The sequence below is a fragment of the Sphingomonas sp. LM7 genome, assembly GCF_002002925.1.
Taxonomy (GTDB): domain Bacteria; phylum Pseudomonadota; class Alphaproteobacteria; order Sphingomonadales; family Sphingomonadaceae; genus Sphingomonas.
Genome location: NZ_CP019511.1, coordinates 784,635 through 801,383, shown reverse-complemented (window position 1 = coordinate 801,383; position 16,749 = coordinate 784,635). Strand labels below are relative to the sequence as shown.

The 16,749-nt window shown below is 63.2% G+C and carries 12 protein-coding genes; 10 read left to right on the top strand and 2 right to left on the bottom strand.

Translation table 11 applies throughout. The features are described 5' to 3' along the window. The first annotated feature begins 187 nt into the window (after window positions 1–187). The 10 genes from arsC to BXU08_RS03615 all read left to right on the top strand — a co-directional run bounded on the left by arsC (window position 188) and on the right by BXU08_RS03615 (window position 13,282). The gene (arsC, locus tag BXU08_RS03660) at window positions 188–604 is read left to right on the top strand and encodes an arsenate reductase (glutaredoxin) (RefSeq protein ID WP_077508851.1); all 417 of its coding nucleotides are present in this window, start codon (window positions 188–190) and stop codon (window positions 602–604) included. Continuing rightward, the gene (locus BXU08_RS03655; protein ID WP_077508850.1) at window positions 601–1,146 is read left to right on the top strand and encodes a GNAT family N-acetyltransferase; all 546 of its coding nucleotides are present in this window, start codon (window positions 601–603) and stop codon (window positions 1,144–1,146) included. Before arsC ends, BXU08_RS03655 begins: the two co-directional genes overlap by 4 nt. After that, the gene (locus BXU08_RS03650; protein ID WP_150125403.1) at window positions 1,143–2,114 is read left to right on the top strand and encodes an arsenic resistance protein; all 972 of its coding nucleotides are present in this window, start codon (window positions 1,143–1,145) and stop codon (window positions 2,112–2,114) included. Before BXU08_RS03655 ends, BXU08_RS03650 begins: the two co-directional genes overlap by 4 nt. Then, window positions 2,111–2,863 (top strand): arsenical resistance protein ArsH, encoded by a 753-nt coding sequence (gene arsH, locus BXU08_RS03645; protein ID WP_077508848.1) that lies wholly within the window; start codon window positions 2,111–2,113, stop codon window positions 2,861–2,863. Before BXU08_RS03650 ends, arsH begins: the two co-directional genes overlap by 4 nt. Window positions 2,864–2,913: 50 nt before the next feature. Continuing rightward, the gene (locus tag BXU08_RS03640) at window positions 2,914–3,267 is read left to right on the top strand and encodes a helix-turn-helix transcriptional regulator (protein WP_077508847.1); all 354 of its coding nucleotides are present in this window, start codon (window positions 2,914–2,916) and stop codon (window positions 3,265–3,267) included. 454 nt (window positions 3,268–3,721) lie between these two features. Next, the gene (locus BXU08_RS03635) at window positions 3,722–5,521 is read left to right on the top strand and encodes a bifunctional diguanylate cyclase/phosphodiesterase (RefSeq protein WP_253190498.1); all 1,800 of its coding nucleotides are present in this window, start codon (window positions 3,722–3,724) and stop codon (window positions 5,519–5,521) included. A gap of 127 nt (window positions 5,522–5,648) precedes the next feature. Beyond that, on the top strand, window positions 5,649–7,187 hold the full coding sequence (locus BXU08_RS03630; RefSeq protein ID WP_171982410.1) for an EAL domain-containing protein: 1,539 nt from the start codon (window positions 5,649–5,651) through the stop codon (window positions 7,185–7,187). Window positions 7,188–7,321: 134 nt separating this feature from the next. Beyond that, window positions 7,322–10,252, top strand: a complete 2,931-nt coding sequence (locus BXU08_RS03625; protein ID WP_077508845.1) for a S8 family peptidase — start codon at window positions 7,322–7,324, stop codon at window positions 10,250–10,252. A gap of 101 nt (window positions 10,253–10,353) precedes the next feature. Further along, on the top strand, window positions 10,354–12,828 hold the full coding sequence (locus tag BXU08_RS03620) for an ATP-binding protein (RefSeq protein WP_150125402.1): 2,475 nt from the start codon (window positions 10,354–10,356) through the stop codon (window positions 12,826–12,828). A 61-nt stretch (window positions 12,829–12,889) separates the two neighbouring features. Beyond that, window positions 12,890–13,282: a response regulator gene (locus BXU08_RS03615; protein WP_077508843.1), complete on the top strand. Its 393-nt coding sequence runs from the start codon at window positions 12,890–12,892 to the stop codon at window positions 13,280–13,282. Window positions 13,283–13,331: 49 nt separating this feature from the next. Here BXU08_RS03615 and BXU08_RS03610 read toward each other — a convergent pair whose 3' ends face one another. Next, window positions 13,332–14,621 (bottom strand): site-specific integrase, encoded by a 1,290-nt coding sequence (locus tag BXU08_RS03610; protein WP_077508842.1) that lies wholly within the window; start codon window positions 14,619–14,621, stop codon window positions 13,332–13,334. A 686-nt stretch (window positions 14,622–15,307) separates the two neighbouring features. Beyond that, a complete protein-coding gene (locus tag BXU08_RS03605) occupies window positions 15,308–16,747 on the bottom strand; it encodes an efflux transporter outer membrane subunit (protein WP_077511966.1) in 1,440 nt (479 codons plus the stop codon). Window positions 16,748–16,749: the final 2 nt, after the last annotated feature.

Here is a 16,749-nt window from a genome sequence, read left to right as displayed (position 1 = left end):
TTCGCGGCTCGCGGTCGGAGTTTCTCCAGCGCGACCGCGAAGCAGCCACGCCAAAGAGCAGGCTTCAAGACTCCATATTTCCATGATAGTGGAAATATGGAGTCGGTGATCGAGCAGGGAAGTTGGCTTTGGCCAGCAAGCTGCGCGCGATCATCGGCAGTGAGGGCGCAACCAGCAAGGCGAGCAGATGCCAACCGACATCATCATCTACCACAATCCCGAATGTGGAACGTCGCGCAACGCGCTGGCGATGATCCGGAACGCCGGTATCGAGCCGCACGTCATCGAATATCTCAAGACGCCCCCGTCGCGCGCGCTGCTGGTACAGTTGATCGAGCGCGCCGGGCTCACCCCTCGCACGCTGCTGCGCGAGAAAGGCACACCCTATACGGAGCTTGGTCTTTCGGACGAGGGCCTGCCCGACGAGGCGTTGATCGATGCGATGATGGCGCACCCGGTCCTGATCAACCGCCCCCTGGTGGTGAGCCCGCTCGGTGTACGGTTGTGCCGCCCCTCGGAAGAGGTCCTCGCCCTGCTTCCGGAAGGAATGAGCGTTCGTTTCGTGAAAGAGGACGGCGAGGTCGTCGGGGGCAGCGGTCGATGACGATCGCCATCCGATCGGCGGTGCCGAAGGACGCCGCTGCCGTCGCCGGGATATACGCCCATCACGTACTGTATGGGACCGCCACCTACGAGCTGGTGCCTCCGAGCGAAGTCGATTTCGAAACCAGGATCGGGGCCATAACCGAACGGGGATGGCCGTTCCTCGTGGCGTGCGAGGGTCAGGACGTCGCCGGCTATGCCTATGCAACCCAGTTTCGCGACCGCCCGGCCTACGCCTACGCCTGCGAGAACGGCATCTATGTCGCGCACGACCGGCGCGGGCTGGGCGTCGGCCGCCTGCTGCTCACGGCTCTCCTCGCCGCGGCGGAGGACTATGGCTTCCGACAAATGGTGGCCGTGATCGGAGGCGCCGAGCCTGCCTCGATCGCCCTGCATCGCGCCTGCGGCTTCGGCGAGGTTGGACGCATGCCGGGCATGGGGTGGAAGGCCAATCGGTGGCTGGAGAGCGTCTATATGCAGATTGCGCTCGGCGGCGGCATCGCGACGCCCCCGTCCGCACGCGTACGAGAGGATCGCGCGTGACGCTGTTCGAACGTTATCTGACGCTGTGGGTGGCGCTTTGCATCGTCGCGGGCATCGCGCTCGGCTCATGGCTGCCCGATGTCTTCGCGGCGATTGCCGGGGCGGAAATCGCACGCGTGAACCTCGTGGTGGCGGTTCTGATCTGGCTGATGATCGTGCCGATGCTGCTCAAGATCGACTTCGGCGCGCTGGGCTCGGTCAAGCAGCACTGGAAAGGCGTCGGCGTCACCCTGTTCATCAACTGGGCGGTCAAGCCGTTCTCGATGGCGCTGCTCGGCACCGTCTTCATCGGCTGGCTGTTCGCGCCGCTGCTCCCGTCAGGCGAGATATCCTCCTACATCGCCGGGCTGATCCTGCTCGCAGCCGCGCCATGCACCGCGATGGTGTTCGTCTGGTCGAACCTCTGCGGAGGCGAGCCTAACTACACGCTCTCGCAGGTCGCGCTCAACGACCTGATCATGGTCTTCGCTTTCGCGCCGCTGGTTGGATTGCTGCTTGGCGTGGCCTCGATCACCGTGCCGTGGGACACGCTGCTGATCTCGGTCGTGCTCTACATCGTGCTGCCGGTGATCGCAGCGCACGTCCTTCGCCGGGCGCTGCTTGCGGGCGGCGGGCAAGCGGCGCTCGACCGGGTGTTGCGGGCGCTGGGACCGCTCTCGCTTTGCGCGCTTTTGATCGGACTCCTCGCGGTGCCGATCCTCATCCAGGTCTACTTTAATGCCGGGCTCGCCTATTGGCTGTCGAAACGGCTCGGCGTGGCCTGGTGCGTTGCCGCGCCCGCGGCACTGATCGGCGCTTCCAATTTCTTCGAGTTGGCGGTCGCAGCGGCGATCAGCCTGTTCGGCCTGAATTCGGGGGCGGCGCTCGCAACCGTTGTCGGCGTGCTCGTCGAAGTGCCGGTTATGCTGTCAGTAGTCGCGATCGTGAAACGCACGCGGCCCTGGTACGAGCGGGGGGCGATCGCATGAGCCGCCTGCGCCAGATCGCGGATCCCGACCATCTGCCGGCGCTGGATCCGCGGTTCGTCCGCACGCGCCCGGCGATCGGACTTGGAGCGGACCAGCCGCCGCCCCGCATCCTGCTGCTTTACGGGTCGCTTCGCGAGCGCTCCTTCTCGCGCCTGGCCACAGAGGAGGCCGCGCGGCTGCTGCGCCTGTTCGGAGCGGAAGTGCGGATATTCGATCCTTCGGACCTCCCCCTCCCCGATCAGGTCCAGGGTGACGACCACCCGGCGGTCCATGAGCTGCGCGAGCATGCGTTCTGGTCGGAAGCCATGGTCTGGTGCAGCCCCGAGCGCCACGGCCAGATCACCGGCATCATGAAGGCGCAGATCGATCATCTGCCGCTGGAGATGAAAGGAATGCGGCCAACACAGGGCCGCACGCTGGCGGTGATGCAGGTGTCGGGCGGATCGCAGTCGTTCAACGTGGTCAACACGCTGCGTCTGCTCGGCCGGTGGATGCGGATGTTCACGATCCCCAATCAGTCCAGCGTGGCAATGGCGTACAAGGAGTTCGACGAAGCCGGGCGAATGAAGCCGTCGAGCTATTACGACCGGATCGTCGACGTGATGGAGGAGCTGGTGCGGTTCACGGTGCTGCTGCGGCCGCACGCCGACCAGCTCGTCGACCGTTATTCGGAGCGCAAATCTGCCGGCGTCGAAGTCGACCCGGCCAGCGACCTTTCGGCGGTCGCCATCGGTCGAGCGACCGCCTAGCGCGCCGCCAGTCGCGTTGTCGCAACTCGCATTTCCGGTAGAGTAGTAGTATGGAACCAAGGAAAGCCGTAGCCAGCCTGTCCGCCCTCGCCCATGAGGGCAGGCTCGCTGTTTTCCGCATGCTGGTCCCGGCCGGCCCCGAAGGCTTGTCCGCAGGCGAGATCGCGCGTCGTCTCGACACTCCACCGAACACGCTGTCGGCCAATCTCAACATTCTGTTCAACGCCGATCTTGTCGACAGCAGACGTGAGGGGCGCTCGATCATCTACACGGCGCGCTACGAACATATGAGCACGTTACTGGAGTTCCTGATGCAGGATTGCTGTGGTGGTTCGCCCGCGATCTGCGAGCGCCTTTCAGCCATTCTCGCGCGCAGCCGATGCGTCGATGCAACCCCGGTGTAATCGGCAAGCTATCCCCTTCGGCCTTGGCTGACCCGCGCCGGGCCGACGGACATTCATCCAGCCTGCAGCACCGCTCAGCCCGTTAACCTCGATCAGGCGGGACCTTCACGACTTCGAAGGATTAAGTGGCCGATAAGCAAGAAAAGGGTCGCTCGTGGGTTCAATAAAAAGGCTGGCGCGGCTGCTTGAAGAGCAGCGGGCAAAGGGGCATGTCGAGCATCCGGGTCAATCGCTACAGAAACCCTCAGACCAACCCGGAACAACTCAAATCAAGACGGCAACCCATCCGGTGTTGGACCGCAGCGATCAGAATTCCGGAGCGCCCGGCCCAGGTAGACGGCCGATCTCCGCTGCAGCGCTCAGAACGACGCCGCTACGTAAATATCCGGAACGGCACTATTAAATTTTGCGAAACCGGCTCGCGGTTAGATGGAGACTCCCGGAGGCCGCCACGTTGCTAGAGCTGCAGAATGCGATTCTCGAGATGGTGGCACGCGGTGAAACACTTCCCGTCGTGGCGGATCAGCTGTGCCGGAGAGTCGAGGCGCTGGCTCCCGATGCCCTATGCTCCGTCCTCGAAGTTGACGCAGCAGGCATTCTCCACCCGATAGCGAGCCCAAGCCTCCCTGCGCATTATTCCGAGGCACTCGACGGCCTCATGATCGGCCCTCTGGTCGGATCGTGCGGTAGCGCGGCATATCTCGCTACTCCGGTTGCCGTGCTCGACATCGAGCATGATCCACGCTGGGCCGAATTTGCCTCGCTTGCGTTACCGCTCGGCCTGCGCGCTTGTTGGTCGAGCCCGATCATCGACGGCACCGGCACGGTCGTCGGGACCTTCGCCTTCTATTATCGCGACCGACGTGGCCCCACCGCAAACGAGCGCCTGCTGGTGCGCACCTGCGTCCACCTGTGCTCGATCGCGATCTCGCACCATCGCTGGAAAAGCGAGCAAAAGCGTCGGGCATTGCAGGACGACCAGACAGGTCTGCCGAACCGTTCCGCATTCGGCGCGGCGCTCGCTTCCCTGCCCTGCGACGTGCCCGGCTCCTGGGCCCTGCTGGTGGTAGATCTCGACAATCTGAAAATCGTCAACGACACCTTCGGCCACCAGGCGGGTGACCACCTCATCGAGACAGCGGCGAAGCGGATCGCGGGCGCAGTTGCGCCTGACAAGACGTACCGGGTCGGCGGCGACGAATTCGTCGCACTGGTCCAGGCGCCAGCCGCGCTCGCAGATCTGAAAAGCGCGGCGGACGCTATCCTGAGTTCGCTGCACATACCGGCCGATTGCGGCGGACATCTGGTGGTGCCGCGGGCGACGATCGGAGGCGCCCTTCTCGCGACCAAGGGCCACGGTCCCGAACGCGTGCGTCAGAACGCCGATTTCGCGCTCTACCACGCCAAGGAGACCTCCCGCGGCGGCTTCGTTCTATACTGGGACGAGATCGGCTCAAAGATAACAAAGCGTCTCGAGGCGATCCGGCGCGTGGATGCCGCGCTGTGCGACGACCGGCTGTTGGCGCATTATCAACCCGTCTACCGGCTCGACACGCGCGAGATCGTCGGTTTCGAGGCACTCTGCCGAATTCGCGAAGGTGACGTCTTGCTTCCGACGCAAGAATTCAGGGAGGCGATGACCGATCTGGCCGTCGCAACTGCGCTGACGGAGCGGATGCTGCGACGGGTGGCAGCAGACATGCGCGCCTGGGACGAGCTCGGGTTGGCGGTCGGCCACGTCGCAATTAACCTGTGCTCCGCCGATTTCCAGGGCGGGAAACTGGCGCAGCGCCTGTCAGCAATCTTGACCGCGGAAGGCGTATCGCCGGCCAGGCTGATGCTCGAAGTGACAGAGGCTGTGGCGATGGGATCGTCGAGGCCGATCATACTCGCGCAAGCCGCGATGCTCCGCGAGCAGGGCGTGCGGATCGCGCTCGACGGCTTCGGCAGCGAGTTCGCGTCGCTTGTTCACCTCGTCAAGCTTCCCCTGGACGTGCTCAAGATCGACAGGGCGTTCGTTCACAAACTGGCCGACGACAGCGTCAGCCGCGCGATCGTCGAGGGGCTCCTCCACTTGGCAAGAGAGTTGAAGATCGAGGTGATCGCCGACGGCGTGGAGACCGCCGAGCAGGCCAGCCTGTTGCAGGCGGCCGGATGCAGACTGGCGCAGGGCTATTTGCTTGCCCCACCGCTGGACGTCGCGGCCGCGACCACACTACTCGCCAATCAGGCCCGGCAGTGGTCCGTCGCCTGATGTCAGAAGCGGATATCACGCTCCGCGATTCCCGGCGCTTGGCCCCCGAAGAAACGGATCCAGATCAGGCATTTGGTCCCGTCGGGTTACCCTTGCTTAATGCCGCTCGATTATTCTGTAGAAGATGATGTGGCTTGTATTCTCGGCTGCGGTGGCAGCAGCGCTGCTTCTGGCGCTGTTCTGGCGCGGCCGGCGTCTGCGGGAGATCATGCCGGAGCATCCCGAGATCGCGGAGGCGTTGGCGCGCGTCGCCCGCGGCGATACCAATGTACGCATCGAGCCCTTGCGCTGTGGCCGTCAGGCGCGGTTGGCAAGCCGTTTCAACGACCTCGTCACCCGGATCGATGCGGGCGCGCTCGACTGGACGGACGCAGACCGCCAGGAGCGCGCGCTGTTTGACAGCCTGCGAAGCGCCGCAGCAGTCCGTGATAACCCCCTGACCTTCGTCGCCATCGCAGAGGTCGAGCGCTTCACCTTTCTGCGGCAGAGCATCGGCTTCGAGCTTGCCAACGGGCTGCTTGGCCAGATCGGGCAAAGGATCGCCGGTGCCCTGTTCGGTGCGGAGATCGGTCGCATGGGCAGGACGAACGTCGAGTTCGCGTTCCGCGCGAACTCGATCGGCGAAGCGCAGCTCCGCCTGCTGGAGGCTGTGGGCATGATCGAACGCGAAATCGAGATCGATGGTTATGCCTTCGATCTGTCGGTGACGATCGGCTTCGCGGACGCTGCGAGCAGTTCGATTCGGGAAGAGCTGATCGACAGGGCAGCGGCAGCGCTTGCGGCGGCGCAAGGCAAGCGCGTCAAGGTCGGCTTCGCAGATCCGGTCGAACTCGAGCAACATAGCCGGACAGATCTCGATCTAATGCGGGCTCTGCCCAAGGCCCTCGCCGCAGGCGAGGTGCAACTTTACTATCAACCCAAGCTCGAAGCGCGGACCGACACGTTCAAATCGGCCGAGGCCTTGATCCGATGGATTCGGCCCGACACCGGGCTGGTTCCCACCGAACGGTTCATTCAGGTGGCTGAGGAAAGCGGCGCAATCCGCAACCTCACAAAATGGGTGATATCGCGTGCGATAGATGACCAGAAACGCATGATAAGAGAAGGGTTTAACCTTGATATCTATGTGAACATCTCAGGTCAGCTACTGCATGATCGCAGCTTTGCGCAGGAAGCGCTTGAACTCGTTCGAGGCGCCGCCGGCAAGATCGGCTTCGAGATCACCGAAACCGCGGTTATCGAGGACCCCGAAGCCGCGCTCGCCAATCTGCGGGACTTCACCAGCGCCGGGATCCGCCTCGCTATCGACGATTACGGATCGGGTCTCTCGTCGCTCGCCTATCTCAAGCAGCTGCCGGCCAACGAGCTAAAGATTGACCGTATGTTCGTCAGCGGCCTCACTGAGAGCCATCGCGACCCGTTGCTCGTCCGGTCCTCCATCGACCTAGCGCACGCGCTCGAGATGGAAGTCACCGCGGAAGGCGTTCACGACGCCATGTCGCTCTCGTTGCTGCGGATCATGGGCTGCGACCTGCTGCAGGGCTATTACATCTCGCCTCCTTTGCCGCTTGCCGAGTTCATCCATTTTCTCGGAGACGACGAGCAGCTCCAGCGCATCGCGCGATCACCGCAACCCGGTGAATGGTTGCGTTCGGGAAACGTTTGATCCGCAAGCGATAATTTTGTGCTGAACGCCGATTTAACGGTCTCTGTTTGAACTTGGCTTACGCAAGTTTGCGATAAGGCAGGTTCACATTCCAGACGAGGCGACAGGGCGCCACGTCGACAGGGGCCTCAGCCATGGATCCGCGATCCGTAAATCGTCTTTGCCTGCATCTCTCGACCGCCCTCGCCGCATTCACAGCGGCCGCACCCACGGCGCACGCACAAACCGCGCCGGTTCCGGTGGCGTCGCCGACGCCCACTGCTGCGCCGGCAGCCTCGGGAGGTTCGGCAGAAGCACCAAAGCCGGTGCGTACGCTGAGTGGAACACTGACGCCCTATATCGGCAATATCCGCACGTTTAGTGGCGACATCGACCCGTCGATCGGCAACATCCGCACCTTCTCCGGCGACCTCAGTCCCTATATCCGGAACATCCGCACGTTTAGTGGCGATGTGAATCCCTATATCGGCAATATCCGCACGTTCTGGGGTGACCTGGCGCCGAACAGCGGCTCGCTCGACCCAATGATCCGCAACATCCGCACCTTTTCGGAAAGCTTCGCCGTCTCCAGCAAGGATACGCTGGGCAGCTGGCTCGATCTGGGCGCCGCGGCGACACCCGGCGACTATGCCGCGATCGCGACCAAGATCGGCACGGTCATCGCGGAATCCAAAACCGCCTGGGGTGCGCAGGTCACCGCCCGCACTGGCCAGACTTTCGAGCAGGCCTTTGTGGGGCCGATGCTGTCGAAGCATGGTGTCGATCTTTCCGACCCGGCTTCGCTCGCCAGGCTCGATCCCTACAGCCGCCAGATGTTCTTCCTCGACTGGTACGACCAGCTGCTGGAATATTCCGGCTATGATCACGTCGATCACTGGATGAGCACGATCAACTGGTCGCCGTCGGTCACGAAGACGATCGGCGAAGGCAAACGGTCGGTGATCGGCCTGCTGGACTTTACGGTCACGGGTGACGGCACGCAGAACATCACCAAGTACGACGGCATCTCGAACTTCTCGAACGGGCATGGCGCGGCTGTCGCGAGCCTGATGATTGCCGCGCATGATGGCCGAGGTGCGATGGGCATCGCGCCGATGGCGTCGGTTGTCTCCTACAATCCGTTCGACAGCTCGGGCACTGCCAACTGGAGCGACGTTCGCAATGGCGTGATGATGCTGGCGCAGAACAAGGCGAGCATCATCAACATGTCGCTGGGGGAACCCGGCTGGACGCTGCCGGCAGGCTGGAACGAGGTTTTCGGCGACGCCGCCGTCGCAGAGGTCGCAAAGAAGTCGATCTTCGTCATCGCGGCCGGCAATGACGGGATAGTCCAGACGAAGAACATCGCCTGGGACAAGGCCAACCCCTATTTCATCGTGGTCGGCTCGGTCGGAGCGGACGGGACCATCTCGCCCTTCTCGAACCAGCCCGGAACGGCGTGCCTGCTGAAGGACAACAAGTGCGCACCCGATGGTGCGCTGATGAACCGCTTCATCACTGCGCCCGGCGAGATGATCCTCGTCTCCGACGGCCAGGGTGGAGTCACGCGCGTGTCGGGTACTTCCTTCGCCGCGCCTTTAGTGTCTGGCACGATCGCGCTGCTCCACGATCGTTGGCCATGGCTGGCAGAATACCCCAAGGAGTCGGTCGAGATCATTCTGAAGTCGGCGCGCGACGCGGGAGCCCCCGGCGTCGATCCCGTCTACGGAGTCGGCATTCTCGATGTTACCGCTGCCCTGTCGCCGCTCAATTTCAGCAACCTGAAATGGTACGAGTACGACGACAAGGGTCGGATCAAGTCGACCCAGGCCAACAAGATCCGGGACCCGAAGGAGCAGGCCAAGTGGGAAGCCGCGGGCATGTTCTTCTATGCCTATGAGGATGTCGGCGCCACGTTCCGCGATTTTGCCATCCCCGTCTCGTCCAAGCTCGTCGACGGCACAGCCATTTCGCTGACCGGATCGACCGAGTTCCTGCAGAGCTACATCTATAGCCGCTTCATGGCGTGGGCGACCGCTGCCAAAGCCGGCGGCCCGGGCAAGGGCTTCACCGGGTTCGCCAGCTCGGCCCCGATCCCCAATGCGTCCGGAATGCGACTCAGCATGGCTGTCGCCCCGCGCACCCGAACGGTCGGATTCCGTCAGGGCAATGTTCCGTACCAGACGGCCGTTCGCCTCGACACCGCCAATGAACGGGTCTCGTTTACCTTTGGTGAAGGCGACGGCGCAGTCCAGCTCGGCGGCGGCGGTTTCGGGATGCCGTCCGATTTCGACCCTGTAAGTGGCGGCGCCAATCCGCTGATGGGCTTCGCTTCCGGCGGTGGTTATATCGGCACCAGCGTCCGTTTCGGAAAGAACTGGAGCATCTCGACGGGTCTAACCCAGCGTCATCTGCGGCGCGATCTGAACCAGCTGGACCTTCTGTCCCAGATGGCAATGGGCGCAATCGATCCTTACAGCTCCGGTGCCCAGAACGTCTCGGTGCGTTACGAAGCGCCGGAAGCTTCGGTCTCCGCCAGCTACACTCGCTTGCGTGAAAATGAGGCCCTGCTCGGGATCCAGTCGCTCGACCCTAACGACTTTGGGGATGGCAGCACCACCGAGGGCGCCAGCCTCGCGGCCGAGCTCAATCTGTCCCCCACCCTGTCCGTCGCGGCGACCGGTACGCTTAACCGGTCCCGAACCGGTAACGGCGCCAACATTACCCCATCGGATGGCGGCCTTGTCAGCACTTCCTTCCAGGTCGGGGTCACCAAGAGCAAACTGTTCGGGCGCAATGACGCCGTCCGGTTCACCATGGCGCAACCGATGCATCTCGAGAGCAGCAGCGTCGACCTGCAGACTGTGCGCGTGATCAACCGGCAGACCGGGGAACTCGGCCCGGTGACGGAGCGGTTCAATCTCGGCGTACCTGAGCGGCAATATGTGGGTGAGCTGATGTACGGCGTGAGCGCTCTCGACGGCACTGCCCAGTTCAGCCTCTTCGGGCGTGCGACGCTCAACGGAAGGCAGACGGAGATGCTGCCGCGCTTCACCGCGGGTGCCGCCCTCCGCTTGTCGTACTGAACGCAATGGCACCGCCAGCTTCTCGCTGGCGGTGCCATTGAGCGGCGCTTAACGAATATCCGCTACTGTAAGCCTTTGATCCAATTATGGAGACAAGGCCGATGCGAGTCATCGCGCTGCTCGCAATAGTATTCGTGATCGCGAGCCCAGCCACCGCCGCGGCGCAATCGTCTTCGCCCTTGCGCGCGCCTGTCAGCGACGCGCGCAGTGCGCGGTTTGAGGCCGCGGTCGCCGAGGCGAAGGCGGCGATGATGGCCAATCCCGAACAGGCTTTGGCGGCTGCGGATGTCGCCGAGCAACGCGCGCGCGAGTTGCCCGCCTCGCCCCAGGCCGAGCGTGCGCTCGCGACAGCCGGATGGCTGAAGGGCGAATCGCTCATGTTTCTCAACCAGCTCGACAAAGCGCGTCCGATCGTCGAGGCGGCAATCGCCCGCGCCGAGCGCCACTCGCCAAACAGCAAACTCCTCGGCGACCTGATGCGTTCACGCGGTGCGATCGCCGCGACCGACAACGCCGTCGAGGCGCTGCGCGATTTCCAGCGCGCCTATGAGATCTTTCGCGCCGCCAAGGAAGTGCGAAGCCAGGCGATCGCTCTCCAGGACATCGGTCAGATTTACTCGAACGCGGGCGATTTCTCGCGGACGCTCGACTATTATTCGCAGGCTACCGAGCTTTACAGCGCCGACCCGGGTTTCCGCCTGAGCTCCTTCAACAATCGCGCCGAGGTGCTGCGGGAGCTGAAGCGCTACGAAGAAGCCGAGCAGGATTTCACGGAGGCACTGAAAAGCGCCCGTACGCTCGGAAGTCCGCTCCTCGAAGCACGCATCCTGAGTAATCTGGCCGGAGCACAGGTTGAGCACGGACGCTTCAATGACGCCCAAAGGTCACTCGACGAGGCGCTTCGCCTGTCCCGTTCCGGCGAGGCAGCAGGCTGGAGACCAATCGTTCTCGGATCGGTAGCGAAACTCAGGGCTGCCAATGGCGACTGGCGGGCAGCCGCCTCCTTGCTTCGTCAGGCTTTCGCCAACGTGGATTTCGATACGACGGACGCCTCGTACAGGGAGTTCCACGAGCTTGCCGCGCGCGTGTTCGAGCGGACCGGCGACGAGGCCAGCGCCCTGCGGCACTTGCGCGCGTTCCAGCGTCTGGAAAGCGAGTCCAGCAAACTCACGGCATCTGCGGCATCGCAGCTTGTGGCGGCGCGGTTCGACTTCCAAAACCAGAAGCAGAAGATCCTCGAGCGCGACGCGCGTATCAAGGAACAACAGGCGCAGTTTCGTACAAGGTTCCTGCTCGCATTGACCGGCGCAGTGGCGATCGTCCTTATCCTCGTGCTGATCAGCGCATTGCGAATCCGCAAGAGCCGGAATCAGGTTCGTGCGGCGAACGTGGTGCTCAACGAGACCAACACGGCGCTTGAAAAGGCCCTGCAGGCCAAGACCGAATTCCTCGCCATGACCAGCCATGAAATCCGGACACCGCTGAACGGCATCCTTGGCATGACGCAGATATTGTTGACCAAGCGGACGCTCGACAGCGAGACGCGGGAACAGGTTCAGGTCGTGCACGGCGCAGGCGAAGCCATGCGCGCGCTGGTCGACGACATTCTCGACGTCGCAAAGATGCAGACCGACGAGACCGCGGTCACCGACGAGGAGGTGCGGTTCAGGCGGCTGCTCGAGGACGCGGCGCGCTTGTGGAGCGGACATGCGGCAGCGAAGGGTATCGCGCTCGATCTCGACATAGAGGGTGCGCCTGCGGCGATCCGTTCGGATGAGGCCCGTCTGCGCCAGATCGTCGGCAACCTTGTGTCCAACGCCGTCAAATTCACGAACGCCGGTACGGTGGCGTTGCGCGCCTACGCCGAGGAGGAACGCAGCACCCTTGTCGTGGAGGTCTCCGACACCGGGATCGGCATCCCCGAAGATCAACTCGAACGCGTGTTCGAGGCTTTCCATCAGGTCGATGGCGGAACAAGTCGCCAGTTCAGCGGAACAGGTCTCGGCCTCGCTATATGCCGTAATCTCGCGAATGCCCTTGGAGGGGAACTAACGCTGCGGAGTATCCTGGGCCAAGGTTCAATCGTTACTCTCCGGATCCCGCTGCTCATCGTAGCGGATCGTCTGACCCAAGCTTCCGGCGAATACGTCCGGCCGCTCTCGCTTGCGCAAGCGCGCCTTCTCCTCGTCGAATCAAACCCCATGACCGAGGGCGTAATGCGCAGCATCTTGGAACCCGCAACGGCGGGAGTGGATTGCGCGCCCGACGGTGCGGCGGCGATCGATGCAATCCAAATGAGGACGAGCGATCACGTCCTGGTCGAAGCCAGATCGGGCGCCATCGAGGGGCTGTCTGGTATTGCGGCGCTTCGCGCCATCTCGGAGGCCTGCAAGGCCGTGAACGTACCCATGACTGTTCTGGTCGCTCCTTCGGATGACCACCCGCTGCAGGATGTCGCTACGGTAGACGCGACGAACATCGTGTTGAAGCCGGTCGGGGCCAAGCAACTCCTCGGAGCATTGCAGTCGGTCTACGACATACCGAATGAGGCGACATTGCGGGTCGAGGCCGCCTGATCGCCTATAATCAATCCTTTACGCCTCTCGCATTAGGGTGCGCGAAGCCGGAGCGTGGTCGATGCAAGTCCTGTTCGTAGAAGATGATCCCATGAATCGCCGTGTCGTGAAGGACATGTTGCGCGTAGTCGGTGCGGACATGGAAGAAGCACCGGACGCGGAATCGGGGCTGCGTATGATCGCTGATGGCGACTACAACATCGTGCTGATGGACCTGCGGATGCCCGGTATGGATGGTCTTGCCGCCATACGGCACCTGCGTGCTGCCAGCGGGGACCGGGCGCTGCTTCCAGTCATCGTCGTCACCGCCGACACAGCACCCGACCTGCGTGATCAGTGCCTCGCGGCAGGAGCCGACGACGTCATCATGAAGCCGGTAGCCATGGGTGCCCTGCTGAGCGCGATGGGCAGAATGATGACCAAGAACGGAACCGACGATATCATCTTGAACTGATCGGACGATAACTACCGGCAGCGCTGATCCCGGGTTCGCCGGCAAGAACCTAAGCAGCTTTGATCCCAGGCGGACGTGTGGATAATACGGCCACGTTGGAGGCTTCGACTATCCCTAGGCCGGCGATCGCCGCCCTCACCGTCTCCGCCACATAGGACGGAGCAAGATGCGCGTAGTGTTTGCGGGTGATGCGTTCGTCGGCGTGTCCCAGTGCTTCCGCAATCACGGCCATCGGAACACCTCGAAGCGCCATGCGGGCTCCGAAGGTTCTGCGAAGATCGTGGAACCCAGTTTTGGCGATCTTTGCCGCACTGTGAGCCTCGGCCATCCGGCGTAGCTGCTGGCTAGGCTTCCAAGGTTCACCGTCCGTCCTTACGAACAGATGGTCGTTCTGACCGCGGCCCAATGTTGATTTCTCCATCAGCGCTACCCCCTCCGGATCGAGATAGGCAGCGCGCGGGTTCCCACTCTTGGTCTCGGCAATCCAGAGCGTCTTCGACTGTGGATCGTAGTCGCGAACGCGCGCGTGACATAGTTCGCCGTAGCGCGCGCCGGTGAGCAAAGCGGCCTTCACCATCGGTCGGAATTCTTCCTCGCAAGCGTTAACCAGCAACCGCGCCTCTTCGTCGCTCAAGTAGCGACGCTTCGCCACGTCGACTTTGGCGAAGGCCTTTACCCTCGACCACGCGCTTACCGGGAGCCGTTCGCGATAAAGCACCGCCCGGTTGAGCGCAGCTTTGAGGACGGTAAGTTCGCGATTGGCAGAAGACCTTCGCCGGCGCACGGACTCCGGGTCCATAGCCTTCGCCAAGATAGGCTTGCGGGTGAGGTTCTTCGTCCGGATGTGCGGCTGACACCTCGACCGCTGCATATGCCAGTCTGACAATATCTTCGCGGTGAGATCCATCACCTGATAGTGACCGAGCGTCGGCTTTATGCGGTTCGTCCGCGAGCGCATGTCGGAGAGCGCTTTTCCTCGGTAGTTCTCCATATACTCATCGAGAGCGTCGCTGACGGAGAAAGGTTCGGCTGGAACGGTTCGGCCGGATACCTGCGCCTCGAACCAAGCTCTGGCGGCTTGGTCGGCCTGCGCGAAGCTCAGGATGTCCGCACCATCGGCGTCACGGATGTCGTCCGCTTCGGCCAGCGTGGTCTTCACATACCCCGATCCGCTGCCGGGCTTGCGATAACGTGCGACCCACTTCCCAACCCGGCCGCCGCGAAAGTAGCCGAGATGGGCACCCTCGGTGATCAGGCGCCAATAGGGCTCCTTGCTTACGGCAAGTCGAAGCCGCGCTTCACGCTTGTCTATTTTTGCATCGCGAACCGCACGTCCCATAACGTCACCAAAAGTTCGGTAATAGATCGGTAATAAGCATAGCTAGACGCGGCGGAATGTTCAAGGACGCTTTGTGCGACATTCCAAGATAACTGAAGACGTTATGTAGTACTCATTACGTCCTATACTGTCTCTTTACTAACTCTCTCACGGCGAAAACACGAGTTCGATTCTCGTAGGGGTCACCAGCGATTTCCATGGGTTGGCGGACTGCCGCGCCCATCATCAGCTGCTTCCCTCAAATCGCTTTCTGTAAGGCTCCCGGCCGATCCCGGATGTTGCTGGAAACGGCAAACCAACGAGCGCGCCAATGCAACGCTGTGAGCTGAGCCCCTGGCGGTATCCGGAACCGACATCCATTCCGTTTCCGTTCTCGCGCCACCGAGCGCTCCGTACTGGTTGGCCCTTCCGCTGCGGACCAAGGAAGCGGCGTTCTGGAATTGGCGCGTGATCCCCGGGTGTGGCAACCCGCTAGTCGGAGGCAGCAACCTGCGCGGGGCAGCAACGAGGCAAACCAACGCATCCCGATGCGGCCACAGTTACGCTCGACGAACCTCGCCACGTCAGCGGCTCGCGCTCGGCGAAGCGTCGCGCCAGACCGCAACCCTGCCCGGCTGGCCGGCTCGCCAATCGCGATAAACCCGACGGAAGTCAGCCAGCCAGGCCAAGCTTTCTGGCGCTTGCGCCTACTGTGGCGCGCGTTCAGCCGGTTCGTTCAAGCCACCGCCCAGCGAACGATAGAGTTCGATGAGATTGCTTGCCTGGGTGAGACGCGCAGTCACCAGCTGCTGCTGCGCTGCATAGGCGGTGCGTTGCGCATCGAGCGTCGTCAGGAAGGAATCCACGCCCGCGCGGAAACGCGCGTCCGAAAGCCGCGCCGCGACTTGCGCCGCGTTCGCACGCGCCGATTGCGCGCCGATCTGCTCACCGATCCTGCCGCGCTGGGCGAGCGCGTCGGCGACTTCGCGAAACGCCGTCTGGATCGCCTTTTCGTAGGTAGCGACAGCGACTTGCTGCGACGCGCGCGCATAGGCCAGATTGCCCGAACGCCGGCCGCCATCGAAGATCGGCAAGCCCACCGAAGGCGTCGCCGAATAGGTGAAGCTGCCGGCGCCGAACAGGCCCGAGAGCGCCGTGCTGACCGTGCCGACCAGCCCGGTCAGCGAGATCGTCGGGAAGAACGCCGCGCGCGCCGCGCCGATATTGGCATTCTGCGCGATCAGCTGATGCTCGGCCTGCAGGACGTCGGGCCGGTGCAGCAGCACTTCGGACGAAAGGCTGGCGGGAAGCGCGTCGCGAGTCATCGGCTCGGCGCCGAGGCCGGTCGGCAGATGCTCGGTCGGCACGGTCGCGCCGGCGAGCAGGTTGAGCGCATTCTGGTCCTGCGCGATGCGGGTTTCCAGCGTCGCGATGTCGTTGCGCGCGCCCTGATAATTGGTCTCCGCCTGGCGCACTTCGAGTTCGGAGCCGACCCCGATGCGGAACTGCTCGCGGGTAAGGCGCAGCGTTTGCTCGAACGCCTTGAGCGTCTCGCGTGACAGCCGCAGCTGTTCCTGATCGGACGCCATCGTCAGCCAGCTGGTGGCGATCTCGGCGATCAGGCTGATCCGTGCCGAGCGCTGGGCCTCCTCGCTCGCGAACAATTGTTCCTGTGCCGCACGCGTCAGATTGCGGACGCGGCCGAACAGGTCGAGTTCATAGGCGGAGAAGCCGGCGTTGAGCGAATAGGCCTCGATATCGGCGGAGCCTGCAGCACCCGCAGCGCCCCCTGCCCCGGCGATGTTGTTGGTATAGGTGCCGCTGCCGGTAACCGTCGCGGTCGGGAACAGGTCCGATCGCTGGGTGCGCAATTGCGCGCGTGCCTGGAGCACGTTGCCCGCCGCGATGCGCAAGTCGCGATTATTGGCGAGCCCGGCCTCGATCACCTGGCGCAGCCGCGGATCGAGAAAGAAGTCCCGCCAGCCGATCGCGCTGACATCGGCCGCGTCGGTCGCCGCGCGCGGATAAACGCCGCCTTCGGGCAGCGCCGCCGGCACCGCGCCTTCTGGCCGGACATAGCTGGGCGCCAAGTTGCACCCGCTGAGAATGGTCGCGCTCGCCAGGAGCACGAGAAACGGCTTGGTCATGA

Coding starts and splice junctions, on each gene's coding strand:
- arsH (WP_077508848.1), top strand. CDS start 2,111: ATGAGCCGCCTGCGCCAGATCGCGGATCCCGACCATCTGCCGGCGCTG.
- BXU08_RS03655 (WP_077508850.1), top strand. CDS start 601: ATGACGATCGCCATCCGATCGGCGGTGCCGAAGGACGCCGCTGCCGTC.
- BXU08_RS03625 (WP_077508845.1), top strand. CDS start 7,322: ATGGATCCGCGATCCGTAAATCGTCTTTGCCTGCATCTCTCGACCGCC.
- arsC (WP_077508851.1), top strand. CDS start 188: ATGCCAACCGACATCATCATCTACCACAATCCCGAATGTGGAACGTCG.
- BXU08_RS03605 (WP_077511966.1), bottom strand. CDS start 16,747: ATGACCAAGCCGTTTCTCGTGCTCCTGGCGAGCGCGACCATTCTCAGC.
- BXU08_RS03630 (WP_171982410.1), top strand. CDS start 5,649: ATGTGGCTTGTATTCTCGGCTGCGGTGGCAGCAGCGCTGCTTCTGGCG.
- BXU08_RS03640 (WP_077508847.1), top strand. CDS start 2,914: ATGGAACCAAGGAAAGCCGTAGCCAGCCTGTCCGCCCTCGCCCATGAG.
- BXU08_RS03610 (WP_077508842.1), bottom strand. CDS start 14,621: ATGGGACGTGCGGTTCGCGATGCAAAAATAGACAAGCGTGAAGCGCGG.
- BXU08_RS03620 (WP_150125402.1), top strand. CDS start 10,354: ATGCGAGTCATCGCGCTGCTCGCAATAGTATTCGTGATCGCGAGCCCA.
- BXU08_RS03615 (WP_077508843.1), top strand. CDS start 12,890: ATGCAAGTCCTGTTCGTAGAAGATGATCCCATGAATCGCCGTGTCGTG.